This is a genomic window from Peterkaempfera podocarpi (assembly GCF_042466665.1).
Lineage (GTDB): Bacteria > Actinomycetota > Actinomycetes > Streptomycetales > Streptomycetaceae > Peterkaempfera > Peterkaempfera podocarpi.
Window position 1 is genome coordinate 3845185 of the sequence record NZ_CP162102.1, and the last position, 16480, is coordinate 3861664.

Sequence of the window (16480 nt, forward strand, 5' to 3'; positions counted from 1 at the left end):
CAGGGGCCGATGCCGGGGGCGGTCTCCACGTTCTTCAATGGAGTACGACGGGGAGCGGCCGCCGGGTGCATGCTGGATATCTGGCGGACCGCCGCGAACCAGTACCGATGGAGGGGCTGACCGCGATGGCAGTCGACAGTTCGAATCCGATCTCCGGTGACCCGGACGAGCACGGCCTGACGGCGCCGTACCGGCCGACCCGCCGCAAGGTGGTCCGGGTGCTGGTCCCGGCGGCGGTGGCGGGGGTGGCCGCGGCGAGCATCGGCCTGGTTCCGGCCCTGGCCTCGGACGCCGGGCCCAAGCTGCCGCAGCAGACCGCCCAGCAGCTGATCGCCAAGGTGCTGGCGTCCGATGTGCAGTCGCTCACCGGCACCGTCCAGGCCGATGCCGACCTCGGTGTCCCCGCCGGGCTGCTGGACGGCGCCACCGCGCTCGGCAGCGGCGGCGGCCCCTTCGGCGGGGCGGGCGGCCAGGCGCCCGGCCGCACCGCACACGGCGGCCAGGGCGGGGACGGCGGCACGGCCTCGCCCGAGTCACGGCTCACCGAGCTGCTGGCGGGCAGCCACACCCTTCAGGTGGCCGTGGACGGGCCCGACCGGCAGCGGCTGGGGCTGATGGACAAGCTGGCCGAGTACGAGATCGTGCACAACGGCGACCAGGCCTGGGGCTGGGACAGCCGTACCAACGAGGCGGTGCACACCACGCTGCCGGCCGACCGCGCCAAGACCTCGGACCGCGCCCTGCCGTTCGGTGGCGGCTCGGCGCCCGCCACCCCGCAGGAGGCGGCCCGGCAGATCCTGGCGCAGGCCGGCACGACCTCGTCGGTGACCGTGGCCGGGACCAGCCGGGTCGCCGGGCGGAACGCCTATGAGCTGAGCGTCCGGCCCAAGCAGTCCGGCTCCACCGTCGGCGATGTGCGGATAGCGGTCGACGCGGGCACCGGAGTCCCGCTGCGGGTGCAGGTGCACGCGGCCGGCGGCGGCAGCCCGGTCTTCGATGTGCACTTCACCTCGGTGTCGTTCGCCAGGCCCGGTGCGCGCACCTTCGAGTTCACCCCGCCCAAGGGCGCCAAGGTCACCGAGGAGAAGGCGCCCGCCGCCGGGGACAGGGCGGCCGCCGGGCGGCCCGACCCGGCTCGCGGACACAGCGCGGACGGCCCGGTCCTCAGCGGCACCGGCTGGACCACGGTGGCCTCCTTCAAGCTGCCCGCGGAGCAGGGCAGCCAGGGGATGCTCTCCATGGTCAAGGGGCTGGGCAAGCCGGTCCTGGGCGGCACCCTGGTCCACAGCCGGCTGGTCAATGTGCTGATCGGCGACAACGGCACGGTGTACGCGGGCGCGGTGTCGGCGCAGGTGCTGGAGCACGCGGCAGGGGCCCGGTAGTGACCGACTCGTCGGCGGGCCGGGCCGCCGTTCCCGGCCCGGCCCCCGCCGTCATCCGCACCAGGGGCCTCACCAAGCGCTTCCGGGGCGGGCAGCTGGCCGTGGACGGCCTCGACCTCACGGTGCCGCGGGGCAGCGTCTTCGGCTTCCTGGGCCCCAACGGCTCCGGCAAGACCACCACCATCCGGATGCTGATGGGCCTGATCGCCCCCACCTCCGGCACCGCCACGGTGCTGGAGGCGCCCATGCCCCAGTCGGTCACCGCCGTACTCCCCCGGGTGGGTGCACTGATCGAGGGCCCGGCGCTGTACGGATTCCTCTCCGGCCGCGACAACCTGGTCCGCTACGACTCCGCCGACCCCACCGCCGACCCCCGCACCCGCGACCGCCGGGTCGCCGAGGCGCTGGAGCGGGTGGGGCTGGCCGCGGCCGCGGGCAAGAAGGCCCGGGCGTACTCGCTCGGCATGAAGCAGCGTCTGGGTCTGGCCGCCGCCCTGCTCCAGCCCCGCGAGCTGCTGGTGCTGGACGAGCCGACCAACGGCCTGGACCCGCAGGGCATGCGGGAGATCCGCGCCCTGGTCCGGGAGGTCGCGGCGGACGGCACCACGGTCTTCCTCTCCTCGCATCTGCTGGACGAGATCGAGCAGGTCTGCACCCATGCCGCGGTGATGTCCCGCGGCCGGCTGGTGGTGCAGGGCACCGTCGCCGAGCTCGCGGCCGGCGCCCGCGGCCGGCTGGTGGTGCGGACCCCGGACACCGGGCAGGCCGCCCGGGTGCTGGCCGACCACGGGGTGGCCGATCTGCGGACCACCGGCGACCGGGTGGACGGCGAGCCGCCCGCCGACGGCGCGGGCGATCCGGACGGGCAGTTGCCCAAGCTGTGCGCCGCGCTGGTCGAGGCCGGGGTACGGGTGCGCTTCTTCGGTACCGAGCGGGGCACCCTGGAGGACGCCTTTGTGGCGCTGACCGGAGAGGGATTCGATGTCGCAGGGTGAGACCGCGGTGCGGCCGCAGACACCGGCGCCGGGCGTCCGGCCGCGGACGGCGCTGGGCGTACTGGCCCTGTTCCGCAGTGAGCTGTCGATCACCTTCCGGCGGCTGCGCACCGTCGCCCTGCTGGCCATCCTGGCCGCACTGCCGGTGCTGATCGGTGTGGTGGTCAGGGTGCAGGTCGGGGGCGGCGGAGGCGGCGGCCCGGCCTTCATCGCCGAGGTCACCGAGAACGGCCTCTTCCTGGTCTTCACCGCGTTCGTGGTGACCCTGCCGGTCTTCCTGCCGATGGCGGTGGGTGTGGTGGCGGGCGACTCGGTGGCCGGCGAGTCCGGCAGCGGCACCCTGCGCTATCTGCTGGTGGCCCCGGCCGGGCGCACCCGGCTGCTGGCCGCGAAGTTCTTCGCGGCCCTGGTGTTCTGTGCGGCGGCCACGCTCACCGTGGCGCTGGCGGCCCTGGCCACCGGCGCCGCGCTCTTCCCGCTGGGCCGGGTGACCCTGCTCTCCGGGGACTCCATCACCTTCTGGGCGGCCCTGCTGCGGACCGGGCTGATCGCCGTGCTGGTCGCCGCGTCACTGGCCGGGCTGGTCGCCATCGGGCTCTTTGTGTCCACCCTCACCGGCAGCGGGATCGCCGCAATGGCCACCACGGTGGGCCTGGTCATCACTGTTCAGATCCTGGACGGCATACCGCAGTTGCACGCGATCCAGCCCTGGCTCTTCCCGCACTACTGGCTGAGCTTCGCGGACCTGCTGCGGCAGCCCGCGTACCTGCACGACGTGCTGCGGAATCTCGGCCTTCAGGGCCTGTACGTCGCCGTATTCGGCGCGGCCGCCTGGGCCCGCTTCACCAGCCGCGACATCACCGCCTGAGGTGGCCCGACCGGTCGTCCGGGAAGCGCCGGGCGGCCCGGCCCGGCCGGGCGATTGAATCGTGACCGCTATTCACTGATCGTGCACGTACCGACGACCGGGACCCCGATTCGGTGACGCTGGGCGACCCAATCGGTGCGTCCCGTGAAATGACAGTTGTTTTTGTCTCAAACACTGGGAGCCAACTTGACTCCCCTCCCACTCCACCGATGGGATGACCGCAACTCATCGAGCGTGTACTGCTGTCTGCGCCTGGTCGTGTGGATCCCCCTCAGGTCCCGCCGGACCGGGCGGCGGCGCGGGCGGCACGCGGCGCACCACCCCTCAGCGCCGCGCCACGCGTTCCTCCGGCACGAACGGGAGAGATCCACACATGTCCATAAGCCGCAGGGCGTTTCTGCTGGCCACCGGGGCCGTCGCAGGATCCGCAGTGCTGTCCGCCTGCGGCAGCAAGGGGGGCAGCGCTGCTTCCCCCTCAGGAGAGGTCGAGGTCTTCTCCTGGTGGACCGAAGGCGCTGAGAACGCCGGTCTTCAGGCGCTCCTCGCCGACCTCAAGCTCAACCAGCCTCACATCAACTTCGTCAACCGCGCAGTCGCGGGCGGCGCCGGCGCCAACGCCAAGGCCGAACTCGCCAAGCGCCTGGACGCCAACAACCCGCCGGACTCCTTCCAGGGCCACGCGGGCGCGGAACTCAGCGACTACATCTCCGCCGGCAAACTCGAGGATCTCAACGACCTCTATGCCGAGCAGAAGTGGACGGACGTCTTCCCCGAGCAGCTGCTGCCGCTGATCAGCTCCGGCAGCAAGTACTACTCGGTCCCCGTGAACATCCACCGGGCCAACATGCTCTGGTCCAACCCCAAGGTCGTCAGGGCGGTGGGTGCGGAGACCGCGCCCACGAGCATCCCTGCCTTCCTGTCCTCCCTGCAGAAGGTCAAGCGGGCCGGTTCCAAGGTGCCGCTGGTGCTGGGCGACTCCTGGACGCTCAAGCACCTGCTGGAGACCGTCATGCTGGCCGCCCTCGGCCATGCGGGCTGGTCCGCGCTGTGGAAGCAGGGTGCCGACTGGAACTCCGGCAAGATCACCCAGGCCCTGGAGTACTACCACCAGGTGCTCGGCTTCACCAATGTCTCGTCCCCGGCGTCCACCTGGGACGCGGCCACCACCATGCTCGGCGACGGCAGGGCCGCCTACCAGATCATGGGCGACTGGGCCGAGGCCAGCCTGAAGACCACCCAGAACCTCCAGGCCCACACCGACTACGAGTGGGCACCGGTCCCGGGCACCAAGGGCACCTTCCAGTTCCTCTCCGACTCCTTCACCCTGCCCAAGGGTGCCAAGCACCGCGACACCGCGCTCGCCTGGCTGCGCGAGTGCGGCAGCAAGAGCGGCCAGCTGGGCTTCAACGGCGCCAAGGGCTCCATCCCCACGCTGACCAACCTCAACGCCGAGGACCGCGCCCTGTTCGGCGAGTACCTGCAGTGGTCCATGGACGAGTGGAAGCGCTGCCAGATCGTCGGCTCGCTCACCCACGGCGTGGTCGCCAACAACGCCTGGAACGCGGACATCGACCAGGCGGTGGCCGACTTCGCCAAGAACCCCCAGGTGCCGGCCTTCCAGCAGGCACTTGCGGCCGCGGCCCAGAAGCACCTCAACGCCTGACGCACCGCACCACAGGAGCCCGCCGGGACCGTGCCCACGCACGGCCGCGGCGGGCTCCCGCCGTGAGCGGTGCGATGCACTCAGCCCCCGGGCAGCGCCCGGGGGCTGAGTGGTGCGCGAGGGCGGGCAGCCGGTTCAGCCGGAGACGGCGGCATCGCGCGCGGCCGGGGCGGCGTCCGCCGCCCGCGCCGCGGCCTGCTGCAGGGCGATCCGGTTGCGGCGGGTCTGGCGTACGGCGTCCCAGGTCAGCAGCGCCAGGGCGGCCCAGACCAGGGAGAAGCCCGCCCAGCGGGCCGGGGGCATCTCCTCGTGGAAGACCGCCAGGCCGAGCAGGAACTGGAACACCGGAGCCAGGTACTGCAGCAGCCCCAGCATGGTCAGCGGCACCCGCACCGCCGCGGCACCGAAGCAGAGCAGCGGCACGGCCGTGATCAGCCCGGAGAGCGCCAGCAGCCCGGAGTGCCCCCAGCCGTAGCCGGCGCCGGTGCGGCCGAAGGTGCCCTGTCCGGAGAAGGCCAGATAGAGCACATAGCCCAGGGCCGGCAGGAACTGGAAGGCGGTCTCGGTGGCCAGGCTCTCCAGGCCGCTGAGCCCGATCTTCTTCTTCAGCAGCCCGTAGACCGCGAAGGAGAGGGCCAGGCTCAGGGCGATCCAGGGCAGCCGCCCGTAGCCGAGGGCGAGCACCACCACCGCGGCGGCGCCGACTCCCACCGCCGTCCACTGCGCGGGCCGCAGCCGCTCGTGCAGCAGCAGCACCCCGAAGGCGATGGTGACCAGCGGGTTGATGAAGTAGCCGAGGCTGGTCTCGACCACATGCCCCGAGTTGACGCCCCAGATGTAGACGCCCCAGTTGAGCGAGACCACCGCGGCGGCCCCGGCGCACATGGCGAGGCGGGCGGGCTGCCGCAGCAGCGGCCGGACCCAGCCGCGGTGCCGGGTGGCGAGCAGGATGCCCGCGACGGCCACCAGCGACCAGAGCATGCGGTTGGCCAGGATCTCCAGGGAGTCGCTGGGTTCCAGCAACGGCCAGTAGAGGGGGAAGAGACCCCACATCGCATAGGACGCGAAGCCGAACCAGAACCCGGTCCGCTGCCCCGCCTCGGGCTCCTGCTGCTGCATCGGGGCTCGCTCCTCCACCCGGTCGTGTCTCCTCAGGGACGGTACCGGGCCAAGCAGGCTCATGTCACTCGCGTATCCACGCTTTGGTACTGACAGGCAGCGCGGCGACTGCTTCGGGGAGCTGCGGCGGCGGACCGAGGCGGCCGGAGGGAAGATGTCCGCCCGGACGCTCCGGACTGTGGAGCGGGACGGCTTCGTCCACCGGGAGGCGCATCCGGTGATCCCGCCACGGGTGGACCACAGCCTCACCCGACCGGGGCCGGCGACGGCGGAACCGGCCACCGGCCCGGCGTGGCGGATCGAGCTGCGACCGCCCGAGGTGGAGCCGCCCACGAGCAGCGGGACCTTCCACGCCGGGGGCGACCAGGAGTGGGTGCGCTCCCACGCCCCACGTCAATGCCCTGATGCAGAACCCTTGACAGGCGTACGTCACGGTCCGATGCTTGGGAGCGCTCCCATAGCGGTCGCCCATGGCGCAGTCTCTGCGCTCCGCGCCCCGCCCCCGTAGCACTCTTCGTTCGCGTATCGCGATCCCGCGCCCCGCCCGCCCCACGGGCTGCAGGCGCCATGCCCGTGCCCCGTCGCTCCCCCACCCGAGGAGTCTGCACAGCCATGCCCGCGATGACCACGAAAACGCCACGGACACGCAGGGGCCGCCTGCTGACCGCCTCCGGCACCGGACTTGCCCTGATCCTTGCCGGACTCACCACCGCCGCCGGAACAGCGACACCCGCCGCCGCGGCGACCCTCCAGTGCAGTGTCGACTACTCCACCAACGACTGGGGCAGCGGCTTCACCGCCAACCTGACCATCACCAACCGCGGCACCGACACCATCAGCGGCTGGACCCTCGGCTACAGCTACGCCGGCAACCAGACGCTGCAGAGCGGCTGGAACGGCGTCTGGTCGCAGTCCGGCAAGGCCGTCACGGTCAAGGACGCAGGCTGGAACGGCACCATCGCCGCCGGCGCCAACGTCACCACCGCCGCCAACTTCAACTACAGCGGCACCAACGCCAAGCCGACCTCCTTCACCATCAACGGCACCGCGTGCAACGGTGCCCACGCGGCCCCCACGGTCGCGCTGACCTCCCCCACGGCGGGCGGCAACTACAACGCGGGCGGCACCATCCCGCTGGCTGCCAGCGCCTCCGCGGCCGACGGCGCGACCATCACCAAGGTGGAGTTCTACAGCGACACCACCCTGATCGGCACCGCGACCGGCTCGCCGTTCACCTACAACTGGACCGGCGTCCCGGCGGGTGACTACTCCGTCTACGCCAAGGCGTACGACTCCACCGGCGCCGCCAGCGAGTCCACCCGGTGGGCGTCCATGTGGCCGCGGGCCCGTCCCTGGTCGCGGCCCCCAGCTCGCTGTCGGTGAACCAGGGCAAGACCACCACCTTCACGGTGAAGCTGTCCCAGGCGCCCACCGCCAACGTCACCGCCACGGTCGCCCGTGCCTCCGGCGGCAACACCGGCCTGAGCGCGAGCCCGGCCACGCTCACCTTCACCCCGTCCAACTGGTCGACCGCGCAGACCGTGACCGTGACCGCCGACGCCTCGTCGACCGGCGCCGCCACCTTCAACGTCAGCGCCACCAACTACAGCGCGGCCAGTGTGACCGTCACCGAGCTCAAGGCGTCCAGCGGTGGCACCTACACCCAGCACTTCCTGGACGAGTACAACAAGATCATGGACCCGGCCAACGGCTACTTCTCGCCGGACGGCGTCCCGTACCACTCGGTGGAGACCCTGATCATCGAGGCCCCGGACTACGGCCACGAGACCACCTCCGAGGCCTGGAGCTACCTGATCTGGCTGCAGGCGCAGTACGGCCAGGTCAGCGGCGACTGGTCCAAGTTCAACAACGCGTGGGCGCTCATGGAGAAGTTCATGATCCCCACGCACAACGACCAGCCGACCAACAGCTTCTACAACGCGTCGAAGCCGGCCACCTACGCACCCGAGCACGACCTGCCGGACCAGTACCCGTCGCAGCTGGACACCGGCGTCTCGGTCGGCCAGGACCCGATCGCGGCCGAGCTGAAGTCCGCCTACGGCACCGACGACATCTACGGCATGCACTGGCTGGAGGATGTCGACAACATCTACGGCTACGGCGTGACCCCGGGCAGCACCGGCTGTGAGAACGGCCCGACCGCCAAGGGCCCGTCCTACATCAACTCCTACCAGCGCGGTGCGCAGGAGTCGGTGTTCGAGACCATCCCGCAGCCGTCCTGCGACAACTTCAAGTACGGCGGCACCAACGGCTACCTGGACCTGTTCACCAAGGACACCAGCTACGCCAAGCAGTGGAAGTTCACCGACGCGCCCGACGCCGACTCGCGTGCCATCCAGGCCGCGTACTGGGCCGACACCTGGGCCAAGGCCCAGGGCAAGCAGGCGGATGTCGCCGCCACGGTCGCCAAGGCCGGCAAGATGGGTGACTACCTGCGGTACTCGTTCTTCGACAAGTACTTCAAGAAGCTCGGCTGCACCAGCCCGAGCTGCGCCGCCGGCACCGGCAAGGACAGCGAGCACTACCTGCTCTCCTGGTACTACGCCTGGGGTGGCGCGACCGATTCCAGCGCCGGCTGGGCCTGGCGCATCGGCGACGGTGCGGCCCACCAGGGCTACCAGAACCCGATGGCGGCCTACGCGCTGACCAACGACGCCAACATGGCGCCCAAGTCGGCCACCGGCAAGAGCGACTGGACCACCTCGCTCTCGCGCCAGCTGGAGTTCTACACCTGGCTGCAGTCCAGCGAGGGCGCCATCGCGGGTGGTGCCACCAACAGCTGGGGCGGCGCCTACGGCACCCCGCCGTCCGGTACGCCGACCTTCTACGGCATGGCGTACGACCCGGCCCCGGTCTACCACGACCCGGACAGCAACCAGTGGTTCGGCTTCCAGGCCTGGTCCATGGAGCGCGTGGCCGAGTACTACTACTCCACCGGTGACGCCAAGGCCAAGGCCGTCCTGGACAAGTGGGTCTCGTGGGCCGTCGCCAACACCAAGATCAACGCGGACGGCACCTACCAGATCCCGTCCACCCTCAAGTGGAGCGGCGCCCCGGCCACCTGGAACGCCAGCAGCCCGGCCGCCAACACCAACCTGCACGTCACCATCCAGGACTACACCAACGACGTGGGTGTGACCGGCTCCTACGCGAAGGTGCTGAGCTACTACGCCGCCAAGTCCGGTAACGCCAGCGCCAAGTCGACCGCCAAGGCGCTGTTGGACGACATGTGGGCCAACGACCAGGACAGCCTCGGCATCTCCGTCCCGGAGACCCGTGCCGACTACAACCGGGTCACCCAGAAGTACAGCACCTCCAACACCAACCACGACGGTGTGTACGTGCCGTCGGGCTGGACGGGCACCATGCCCAACGGGGACAAGATCGACTCCAACGCGACCTTCCTGTCGATCCGGTCCTGGTACACCAAGGACCCGCAGTGGTCCAAGGTGCAGAACTACCTGAACGGCGGCGCCGCCCCGGTCTTCAACTACCACCGGTTCTGGGCACAGGCCGACATCGCCACGGCGTACGCGGCGTACGGCCAGCTGTTCAACGAGTGACCCGCGCGGGGTGACGTCCCCCTGAGACCCCCACCCGGGAAACGGCGCGGGGCGTGGCCGGAGCGATCCGGCTGCGCCCCGCGCCCCTTTTCGTCGGGCGGCGGGCGGGCGGCGGGCGGCCCGAAGCGCGGTCAGGCCTGGCCCAGGGAGGCACGCACCGGGTGGACGACCTCCTCCACCAGGCGGTGCACCACCCCCTGGGGATAGGGGCTGCGCAGGCCCAGCACCACATGGGTGAACCCGGCCCCGACCAGGTCCAGCACCGTCCTGCGGCAGCCCGGCAGATCGTCGTGGTCGACGGTCAGCTGAACCGACCGGGTGATCTCCCCGGGGTCGCGGCCGAGGGCGGCGCAGTGGGCGTCCAGCACCCGGGCACGCTCGGCGACGGTCGCCACGGCGTTGTGCGGCGGCCCGGGGATGTTCCAGATGTCGGCCTCCTGGGCCACCAGCCGCAGCGTCCTGGTGCCCCACCCGCCGACCAGCAGCGGCGGGCCGGGGCGCTGAACGGGCTTGGGCTCGTTGCGGGTGCCCCTGAGGCGGTAGTGGCGGCCCTCGAAGTCGAAGACGTCCTCGGTCCACATCCGCTTGAGGATGGCGATGGTCTCCGCCAGCCGCTCGATGCCCTCGGCCGGCGGGACCAGGGTCAGGCCGTAGGCCTCGTACTCGGCGACCGCGGGGTTGGCGCCGGCGATCCCGCCAGCGCCGGGCGGCTGATGGGTGCCGCCGACGCCGATCCCCATCACCAGGCGGCCGCCGGAGACCACGTCGACGGTGGTGGCGATCTTGCCGAGGACGGCCGGGTGGCGGATCCGGTTGCTGGTCACCAGCAGGCCCAGGCGCAGCCGCCGGGTCTGCGCGGCCAACGCGCTGAGCAGCGTCCACCCTTCGTGGATCTGGCCGTCCCGGGGGCCGGCCAGCGGCATCAGATGGTCCCAGAGCCAGGCGTCCTGGATCTCCGGGATGCCGTCGGCCTCCTGCCAGACCCGCAGGATGTCCTGGTAGGAGACATGCATCGGGGTGGTCTTCAGGCCGAACGCCACATTCTGCCGAGTCATGGGCATCCCCTATTCGTCAGTGATACTGACGATCAGAGTACCTGACAATCAGCGCTGGACGTACAGTGTGGGCATGGAACGGGACGCCGAACCCCTGGCCTCACGGCTCGGATATCTGCTGAAGCACGCCCAACTGAAGCTCAACCAGGCAGGTGGGCGGGCTCTGGCGCCCTTCGGCGTGGACGGGCACGAGCTGGCGGTCCTGGTGGTGCTGACCACCGGGGAGCCGCTGTCCCAGGTGGAGGCGGCACGGCAGCTGGGCGTCGACCGGACCACGATGGTCGCGCTGGTCGACGGGCTGGAGGAGCGGGGACTGGTGGAGCGGCACCGCAGCCCGCAGGACCGGCGCCGCAACATCGTGGAGCTGACCGAGACCGGCCGCAGCTGCCTGCGGCAGGCCGAGCAGGCCCGGCTGGAGGTCGAGCGCCGCTTCCTGGCACCGCTGGGCGAGGCCGAGGCGGACCGCTTCGTCCGTTCCCTCCAGACGCTGCTGAGCGCCCCCGACGCGGAGGAGTAGCCCCGGCACACGAAGGGGCGCCCGCACACCAGGTGTGCGGGCGCCCCTGTGCGAGGTGCGGCCGATGCTCAGCCGACCTGCCAGGTGTCGCCACCGGCCAGCAGGGCCGCGAGGTCGCCCTGGCCGCGCTGCTGGACCGCCTGCTCGAGCTGGTCGGCCATCAGGGTGTCGTAGACCGGCCGGTCGACGTCCCGCAGCACCCCGATGGGGGTGTGGTGCAGGGTGTCCGGGTCGGTCAGCCTGGAGAGGGCGAAGGCGTTGGTGGGGCTGGCGCTGTGCGCGTCGTGCACCAGCACCGAGGCCTCGTTCTCCGCGGTGACCTCCGCGGTGTGCAGATCCCCGGTGACGGGGTCCCGGAAGACGCCCTGGGAGCCGTCCCTGCCGAAGCGGATGGGCCGGCCCTGCTCCAGCCGGATCAGCGCCTCGTCACGGGTGGCGGGCTCCTTGAGGGCGTCGAAGGCGCCGTCGTTGAAGATGTTGCAGTTCTGGTAGATCTCCACCAGCGCGGTCCCCCGGTGCTCGGCCGCCGCCCGCAGCACCGACTGCAGATGCTTGCGGTCGGAGTCGATGGTGCGGGCGACGAAGGACGCCTCGGCGCCCAGGGCCAGCGAGACCGGGTTGAACGGGGCGTCCAGCGAACCCATCGGGGTGGACTTGGTGACCTTGCCCAGCTCGGAGGTCGGCGAGTACTGCCCCTTGGTCAGGCCGTAGATCCGGTTGTTGAAGAGCAGGATCTTCAGATTGACATTGCGGCGCAGCGCATGGATCAGGTGGTTGCCGCCGATGGAGAGGGCGTCGCCGTCACCGGTGACCACCCAGACCGAGAGGTCGGGCCGCGAGGAGGCGAGCCCGGTCGCGATCGCCGGGGCGCGGCCGTGGATGGAGTGCATCCCATAGGTGTTCATGTAGTACGGGAAGCGGGAGGAGCAGCCGATGCCGGAGACAAAGACCACGTTCTCCTTGGCCAGACCGAGCTCCGGCATGAAGGACTGGACCGCCGCCAGGATCGCGTAGTCACCGCAGCCGGGGCACCAGCGGACCTCCTGGTCGGACTTGAAGTCCCGGGCGGTCTGCGGCCCCGCCGCCTTGGGCACCAGGGCGAGCGAGGGCAGTCCCGTGCCGCCTGCCGCCCCGTTGGCGTGGCCGTTGGCCTCAGACATGTGCGGTCAGTCCTTCCTCGATGGCTGACTGGATGGCGTCCGCCAACTGCTCGGCCTTGAACGGCATGCCGTTGACCTGGGTGTGGGAGCGGGCGTCGACGAGGTACTCGGCGCGGATGAGCTTCGCCAGCTGCCCCAGGTTCATCTCCGGGACCAGCACCCGGTCGTAGCAGCGCAGCACCTCGCCGAGGTTGGCCGGGAAGGGGTTGAGATGGCGCAGATGGGCCTGTGCGACCTGGCCTCCCTGGGCGCGGACCCGGCGTACGGCGGCGGTGATCGGACCGTAGGTGGAGCCCCAGCCCAGCACCAGCACCCGGGCGCTGCCGGTCGGATCGTCCACCGCCAACTCGGGGATGGAGCGGGCGATGCGGTCGACCTTGGCCTGGCGGGTGCGGACCATGTGGTCGTGGTTGGCCGGGTCGTAGGAGATGTTGCCCGAGCCGTCCTGCTTCTCGATGCCGCCGATGCGGTGCTCGAGGCCGGGGGTGCCGGGCAGGGCCCAGGGGCGGGCCAGGGTCTCCGGGTCGCGCAGATACGGCCAGAAGACCTCGGTGCCGTCCTCGGTGACATGGTTGGGCTCGGTGGCGAAGACCGGCGCCAGGTCGGGCAGCGTGTCCACGTCGGGGACGCGCCAGGGCTCGGAGCCATTGGCCAGGTAGCCGTCGGAGAGCAGGAAGACCGGGGTGCGGTAGGCGATCGCGATCCGGGCGGCCTCCAGCGCCGCGTCGAAGCAGTCCGCGGGGGTGGCCGGGGCGACCACCGGGACCGGCGCCTCGCCGTTGCGCCCGTACATGGCCTGCAGCAGATCGGCCTGCTCGGTCTTGGTGGGCAGCCCGGTGGAGGGGCCGCCGCGCTGGATGTCCACGACCAGCAGGGGCAGCTCCAGCGAGACCGCGAGGCCGATGGTCTCGGACTTCAGCGCCACACCTGGCCCGGAGGTGGTGGTGACCGCGAGGGAGCCGCCGAAGGCCGCGCCGAGGGCGGCACCGATGCCCGCGATCTCGTCCTCCGCCTGGAAGGTCCGCACACCGAAGTTCTTGTGCTTGGACAGCTCGTGCAGGATGTCGGACGCCGGGGTGATGGGGTACGAACCGAGGAAGAGCGGCAGCCGGGACCGCTGGGAGGCAGCGACCAGGCCGTAGGCCAGGGCCAGGTTCCCGGAGATGTTGCGGTAGCGGCCCGAGGGCAGCGGCGCCGGGGCGACCTCGTAGGAGACCGCGAAGTCCTCGGTGGTCTCGCCGAAGTTCCAGCCGGCCCGGAAGGCGGTGACGTTGGCCTCCGCGATCTCCGGCTTCCTGGCGAACTTCTGCCGCAGGAACCGCTCGGTGCCCTCGGTCGGCCGGTGGTACATCCAGGAGAGCAGCCCCAGCGCGAACATGTTCTTGGCGCGCTCGGCGTCCTTGCGGGCCAGACCGCTGCCCTTGAGTGCCTCCACGGTGAGCGTGGTCAGCGGCACCCGGTGCACATTCCAGGCCTCCAGCGACCCGTCGGTCAGCGGGTCGGCCGCATAGCCGACCTTGGCCAGGGCGCGCTTGGTGAACTCGTCGGTGTTGACGATCACCTCGGCGCCGCGCGGCACATCCCCGAGGTTGGCCTTGAGCGCCGCCGGATTCATCGCGACCAGCACATGCGGGGCGTCGCCCGGCGTGAGGATGTCGTGGTCGGCGAAGTGCAACTGGAAGCTGGATACGCCCGGCAGGGTGCCGGCCGGAGCCCTGATCTCGGCCGGGAAGTTCGGCAGCGTCGAAAGGTCGTTTCCGAACGACGCCGTCTCCGAGGTGAATCGGTCACCGGTCAACTGCATACCGTCGCCGGAATCCCCGGCAAACCGGATGATGACCCGGTCAAGGCGCTTCACCTGCTTCACGGGCCCGCCCGCCCGCCGCTCGGGCGCCCCAGGCGGGCCGGCGGGTGCCGCCGCCCCGTCCGTCGCCTCCGTCTGCTCGACCTGGCTGGTCACTGGCTTGGACCTCCCTCAGCGGCCACCATCTGCGAGCGTGAGCCGTGCGCTCCCGTCCGCGTGGTGCACCACACTCATCCTAAGCTGGTAAGGGTTACCTATGTGAGCCTTCACGGGGGCTGCCCGGGCAGCTTTCACCTGCTTCGTCCAACAATGCCCGCTGTGCCACACAATCCGCGGTAAGGAAAGACCCGAGGCATTCTTCAGCCGTTCTCAGGCGCCCCGCGAAACCTCAGGAATTCAGGTAGGTCAGTACGGCGAGCACCCGCCGGTGGTCCTCCGTGCTCTGGGTCAGACCGAGCTTGAGGAAGATATTGCTGACGTGCTTCTCCACCGCGCCGTCGGACACCACCAGCTGCTTGGCGATCGCCGTGTTGGTACGGCCCTCCGCCATCAGCCCCAGCACCTCCCGCTCACGCGGGGTGAGCCCCTCCAGTACATCACCCTTGCGGCTGCGGCTCAGCAGCTGGGCGACCACCTCGGGGTCCAGGGCGGTGCCGCCGGCGGCCACCCGCTCCACCGCCTCGGCGAACTCCCGCACCTCGGCGACCCGGTCCTTCAGCAGATAGCCGACCCCCCGGGTGGAACCGGCCAGCAGCTCGGAGGCATAGCGCTCCTCCACGTACTGGGAGAGGACCAGCACCCCGAGCTGCGGGTGGCGGCGGCGCAGCTCCACACAGGCCCGTACCCCCTCGTCCGTGTGGGTGGGCGGCATCCGCACATCGGCGACGACCACGTCCGGCAGCCCGCCCGCGTCGGCCAGGTCGGCCACGGCCTTCAGCAGGGCCTCGCCGTCGCCGACACCGGCCACCACCTCCAGTCCGCGGTCGGTGAGCAGCCGGGTCAGGCCCTCCCGCAGCAGTACCGAGTCCTCGGCGATGACGACGCGCAGCATGACGGCCTTCCGGGTGGGAGACGGGATCGTGCCCAGTCTGGCCCATGGCGCCGCGCCGGGGTGCTACTTCACATGGTCCGGACGGCGACCGCGTCGCAGAGGCCCTCCAGGGCCGTACGCGCCGGGCACTGCGGCAGCTGGTGCAGCAGGTCGCGGGCCTCGTCGGCGTAGCGCATGGTCTCCTCACGGGCCCGCTGCAGAGCCGGGTGGGCGCGCAGCAGGCGCAGCGCCTCGGCATGCCGGGTGTCGTCGACCAGGTCGCCGTCCAGCAGTTCGCGCAGCCGGATGTCGTCCGGGTCCGCCGGGTCCGCGGGCATGGCCCGCAGCAGCAGCACGGGCAGGGTGGGGACGCCCTCGCGCAGGTCGGTGCCGGGGGTCTTGCCGGACTCATGGCCGTCACTGGCGATGTCCAGCACGTCGTCGGCCAGCTGGAAGGCGATGCCGATCCGCTCGCCGTACTCGGTGAGGACCTCCACCGTGCGCTCGTCGACGCCCGCCAGCATGGCGCCCAGCCGGCCGGAGACGGCGATCAGCGCGCCGGTCTTGCCGCTGAGGACGTCCAGGTAGTGGCGGACCGGGTCGTCGCCCGGGCGGGGTCCGGCGGTCTCCAGGATCTGGCCGGTCACCAGCCGCTCGAACGCCTCGGCCTGCACCCGCACCGCGTCCGGGCCCAGGTCGGCGAGGATCCGCGAGGCGCGGGAGAAGAGGAAGTCCCCGGTGAGGATGGCCACCGAGTTGTCCCAGCGGGCGTTGGCGCTGGGAGCGCCGCGCCGCACCGGGGCCTCGTCCATCACATCGTCGTGGTACAGGGTGGCCAGATGGGTCAGCTCCACGACCACGGCGGCCGGGACCACGCCCGGAGCGCCCGGGTCGCCGAACTGCGCGGCCAGCAGCGCCAGCAGCGGACGGAACCGCTTGCCGCCCGCCTCCAGCAGATGCTGCGCGGCCACCGTGATGAAGGGCACGTCGCTCTTGGTGGCCTCGACCAGCGCCTCCTCGACAGCGGCCATGCCGTCCCGGACGTCGGCATCAAGCGCCTGGTCCTGCATGCTCAGCCCCAAGGGCCCCACGACGGTCACGAAGACCACTCCTGTCGCTGGTCGGTCATGCGGCCGGTACGGGATGCCGCTGCTGCCATCAAGGGCAGCGTATCCGGTCACAACTCGATCACCGCGTGGGCACCGCAGCCCTGGGGTCCGCGGAGGCGCGGCCGCGCGGGGGCGGGGCGGCGGCGCGGGGAACGAGGTGCCCGGTTCCATGACCTCCCGTGCACCGGGGAGAC

General features: G+C 71.2%; 12 protein-coding genes and 1 pseudogene. 7 read left to right on the forward strand and 6 right to left on the reverse strand.

What is annotated here, in order from left to right; translation table 11 throughout:
* The first annotated feature begins 125 nt into the window (after window positions 1–125).
* The 4 genes from AB0761_RS16815 to AB0761_RS16830 all read left to right on the forward strand — a co-directional run bounded on the left by AB0761_RS16815 (window position 126) and on the right by AB0761_RS16830 (window position 4908).
* Entirely contained in the window at window positions 126–1382 is a 1257-nt protein-coding gene (locus tag AB0761_RS16815; protein WP_377269851.1) for an outer membrane lipoprotein carrier protein LolA, read from the forward strand.
* Window positions 1382–2377 carry an ABC transporter ATP-binding protein gene (locus AB0761_RS16820; RefSeq protein WP_377269852.1) on the forward strand — a complete coding sequence of 332 codons (996 nt, stop codon included), beginning with the start codon at window positions 1382–1384 and terminating at the stop codon, window positions 2375–2377. The genes AB0761_RS16815 and AB0761_RS16820 overlap by 1 nt, the downstream gene beginning before the upstream one ends.
* Window positions 2364–3245 (forward strand): ABC transporter permease, encoded by an 882-nt coding sequence (locus tag AB0761_RS16825; RefSeq protein ID WP_377269854.1) that lies wholly within the window; start codon window positions 2364–2366, stop codon window positions 3243–3245. Before AB0761_RS16820 ends, AB0761_RS16825 begins: the two co-directional genes overlap by 14 nt.
* Window positions 3246–3618: 373 nt before the next feature.
* The gene (locus AB0761_RS16830; RefSeq protein ID WP_377269855.1) at window positions 3619–4908 is read left to right on the forward strand and encodes an ABC transporter substrate-binding protein; all 1290 of its coding nucleotides are present in this window, start codon (window positions 3619–3621) and stop codon (window positions 4906–4908) included.
* A gap of 135 nt (window positions 4909–5043) precedes the next feature.
* On the opposite strand, the gene rarD is transcribed toward AB0761_RS16830, so the two are convergent.
* A complete protein-coding gene (rarD, locus tag AB0761_RS16835; protein WP_377269856.1) occupies window positions 5044–6027 on the reverse strand; it encodes an EamA family transporter RarD in 984 nt (327 codons plus the stop codon).
* Between the two features lie 61 nt (window positions 6028–6088).
* Here rarD and AB0761_RS16840 point away from each other — a divergent pair, with 61 nt between their 5' ends.
* A complete protein-coding gene (locus AB0761_RS16840) occupies window positions 6089–6535 on the forward strand; it encodes a winged helix-turn-helix transcriptional regulator (RefSeq protein WP_377269857.1) in 447 nt (148 codons plus the stop codon).
* 113 nt (window positions 6536–6648) lie between these two features.
* A pseudogene (locus AB0761_RS16845) lies at window positions 6649–9611 on the forward strand (glycoside hydrolase family 48 protein).
* Between the two features lie 131 nt (window positions 9612–9742).
* Here AB0761_RS16845 and AB0761_RS16850 read toward each other — a convergent pair.
* Window positions 9743–10672, reverse strand: coding sequence for an LLM class flavin-dependent oxidoreductase (locus AB0761_RS16850; RefSeq protein ID WP_377269858.1), 930 nt, complete (start codon window positions 10670–10672; stop codon window positions 9743–9745).
* Between the two features lie 67 nt (window positions 10673–10739).
* On the opposite strand from AB0761_RS16850, the gene AB0761_RS16855 reads away from it, so the two are divergent.
* Window positions 10740–11183, forward strand: a complete 444-nt coding sequence (locus AB0761_RS16855) for a MarR family winged helix-turn-helix transcriptional regulator (protein ID WP_377269859.1) — start codon at window positions 10740–10742, stop codon at window positions 11181–11183.
* 68 nt (window positions 11184–11251) lie between these two features.
* Here the strand turns inward: AB0761_RS16855 and AB0761_RS16860 are convergent, their stop codons facing one another.
* The 4 genes from AB0761_RS16860 to AB0761_RS16875 all read right to left on the reverse strand — a co-directional run bounded on the left by AB0761_RS16860 (window position 11252) and on the right by AB0761_RS16875 (window position 16277).
* Window positions 11252–12343: a 2-oxoacid:ferredoxin oxidoreductase subunit beta gene (locus AB0761_RS16860; protein ID WP_377269860.1), complete on the reverse strand. Its 1092-nt coding sequence runs from the start codon at window positions 12341–12343 to the stop codon at window positions 11252–11254.
* A complete protein-coding gene (locus AB0761_RS16865) occupies window positions 12336–14303 on the reverse strand; it encodes a 2-oxoacid:acceptor oxidoreductase subunit alpha (protein WP_377269862.1) in 1968 nt (655 codons plus the stop codon). The genes AB0761_RS16860 and AB0761_RS16865 overlap by 8 nt, the downstream gene beginning before the upstream one ends.
* A gap of 232 nt (window positions 14304–14535) precedes the next feature.
* On the reverse strand, window positions 14536–15195 hold the full coding sequence (locus AB0761_RS16870) for a LuxR C-terminal-related transcriptional regulator (protein WP_377274153.1): 660 nt from the start codon (window positions 15193–15195) through the stop codon (window positions 14536–14538).
* Between the two features lie 71 nt (window positions 15196–15266).
* Window positions 15267–16277: a polyprenyl synthetase family protein gene (locus AB0761_RS16875; protein WP_377269863.1), complete on the reverse strand. Its 1011-nt coding sequence runs from the start codon at window positions 16275–16277 to the stop codon at window positions 15267–15269.
* Window positions 16278–16480: the final 203 nt, after the last annotated feature.

Bases quoted from the DNA above. Each gene is read 5' to 3' on its own strand.
- AB0761_RS16815 (WP_377269851.1), top strand. From the start codon at position 126: ATGGCAGTCGACAGTTCGAATCCGATCTCCGGTGACCCGGACGAGCAC.
- AB0761_RS16850 (WP_377269858.1), bottom strand. From the start codon at position 10,672: ATGCCCATGACTCGGCAGAATGTGGCGTTCGGCCTGAAGACCACCCCG.
- AB0761_RS16855 (WP_377269859.1), top strand. From the start codon at position 10,740: ATGGAACGGGACGCCGAACCCCTGGCCTCACGGCTCGGATATCTGCTG.
- AB0761_RS16840 (WP_377269857.1), top strand. From the start codon at position 6,089: ATGTCACTCGCGTATCCACGCTTTGGTACTGACAGGCAGCGCGGCGAC.
- AB0761_RS16825 (WP_377269854.1), top strand. From the start codon at position 2,364: ATGTCGCAGGGTGAGACCGCGGTGCGGCCGCAGACACCGGCGCCGGGC.
- AB0761_RS16830 (WP_377269855.1), top strand. From the start codon at position 3,619: ATGTCCATAAGCCGCAGGGCGTTTCTGCTGGCCACCGGGGCCGTCGCA.
- AB0761_RS16860 (WP_377269860.1), bottom strand. From the start codon at position 12,343: ATGTCTGAGGCCAACGGCCACGCCAACGGGGCGGCAGGCGGCACGGGA.
- rarD (WP_377269856.1), bottom strand. From the start codon at position 6,027: ATGCAGCAGCAGGAGCCCGAGGCGGGGCAGCGGACCGGGTTCTGGTTC.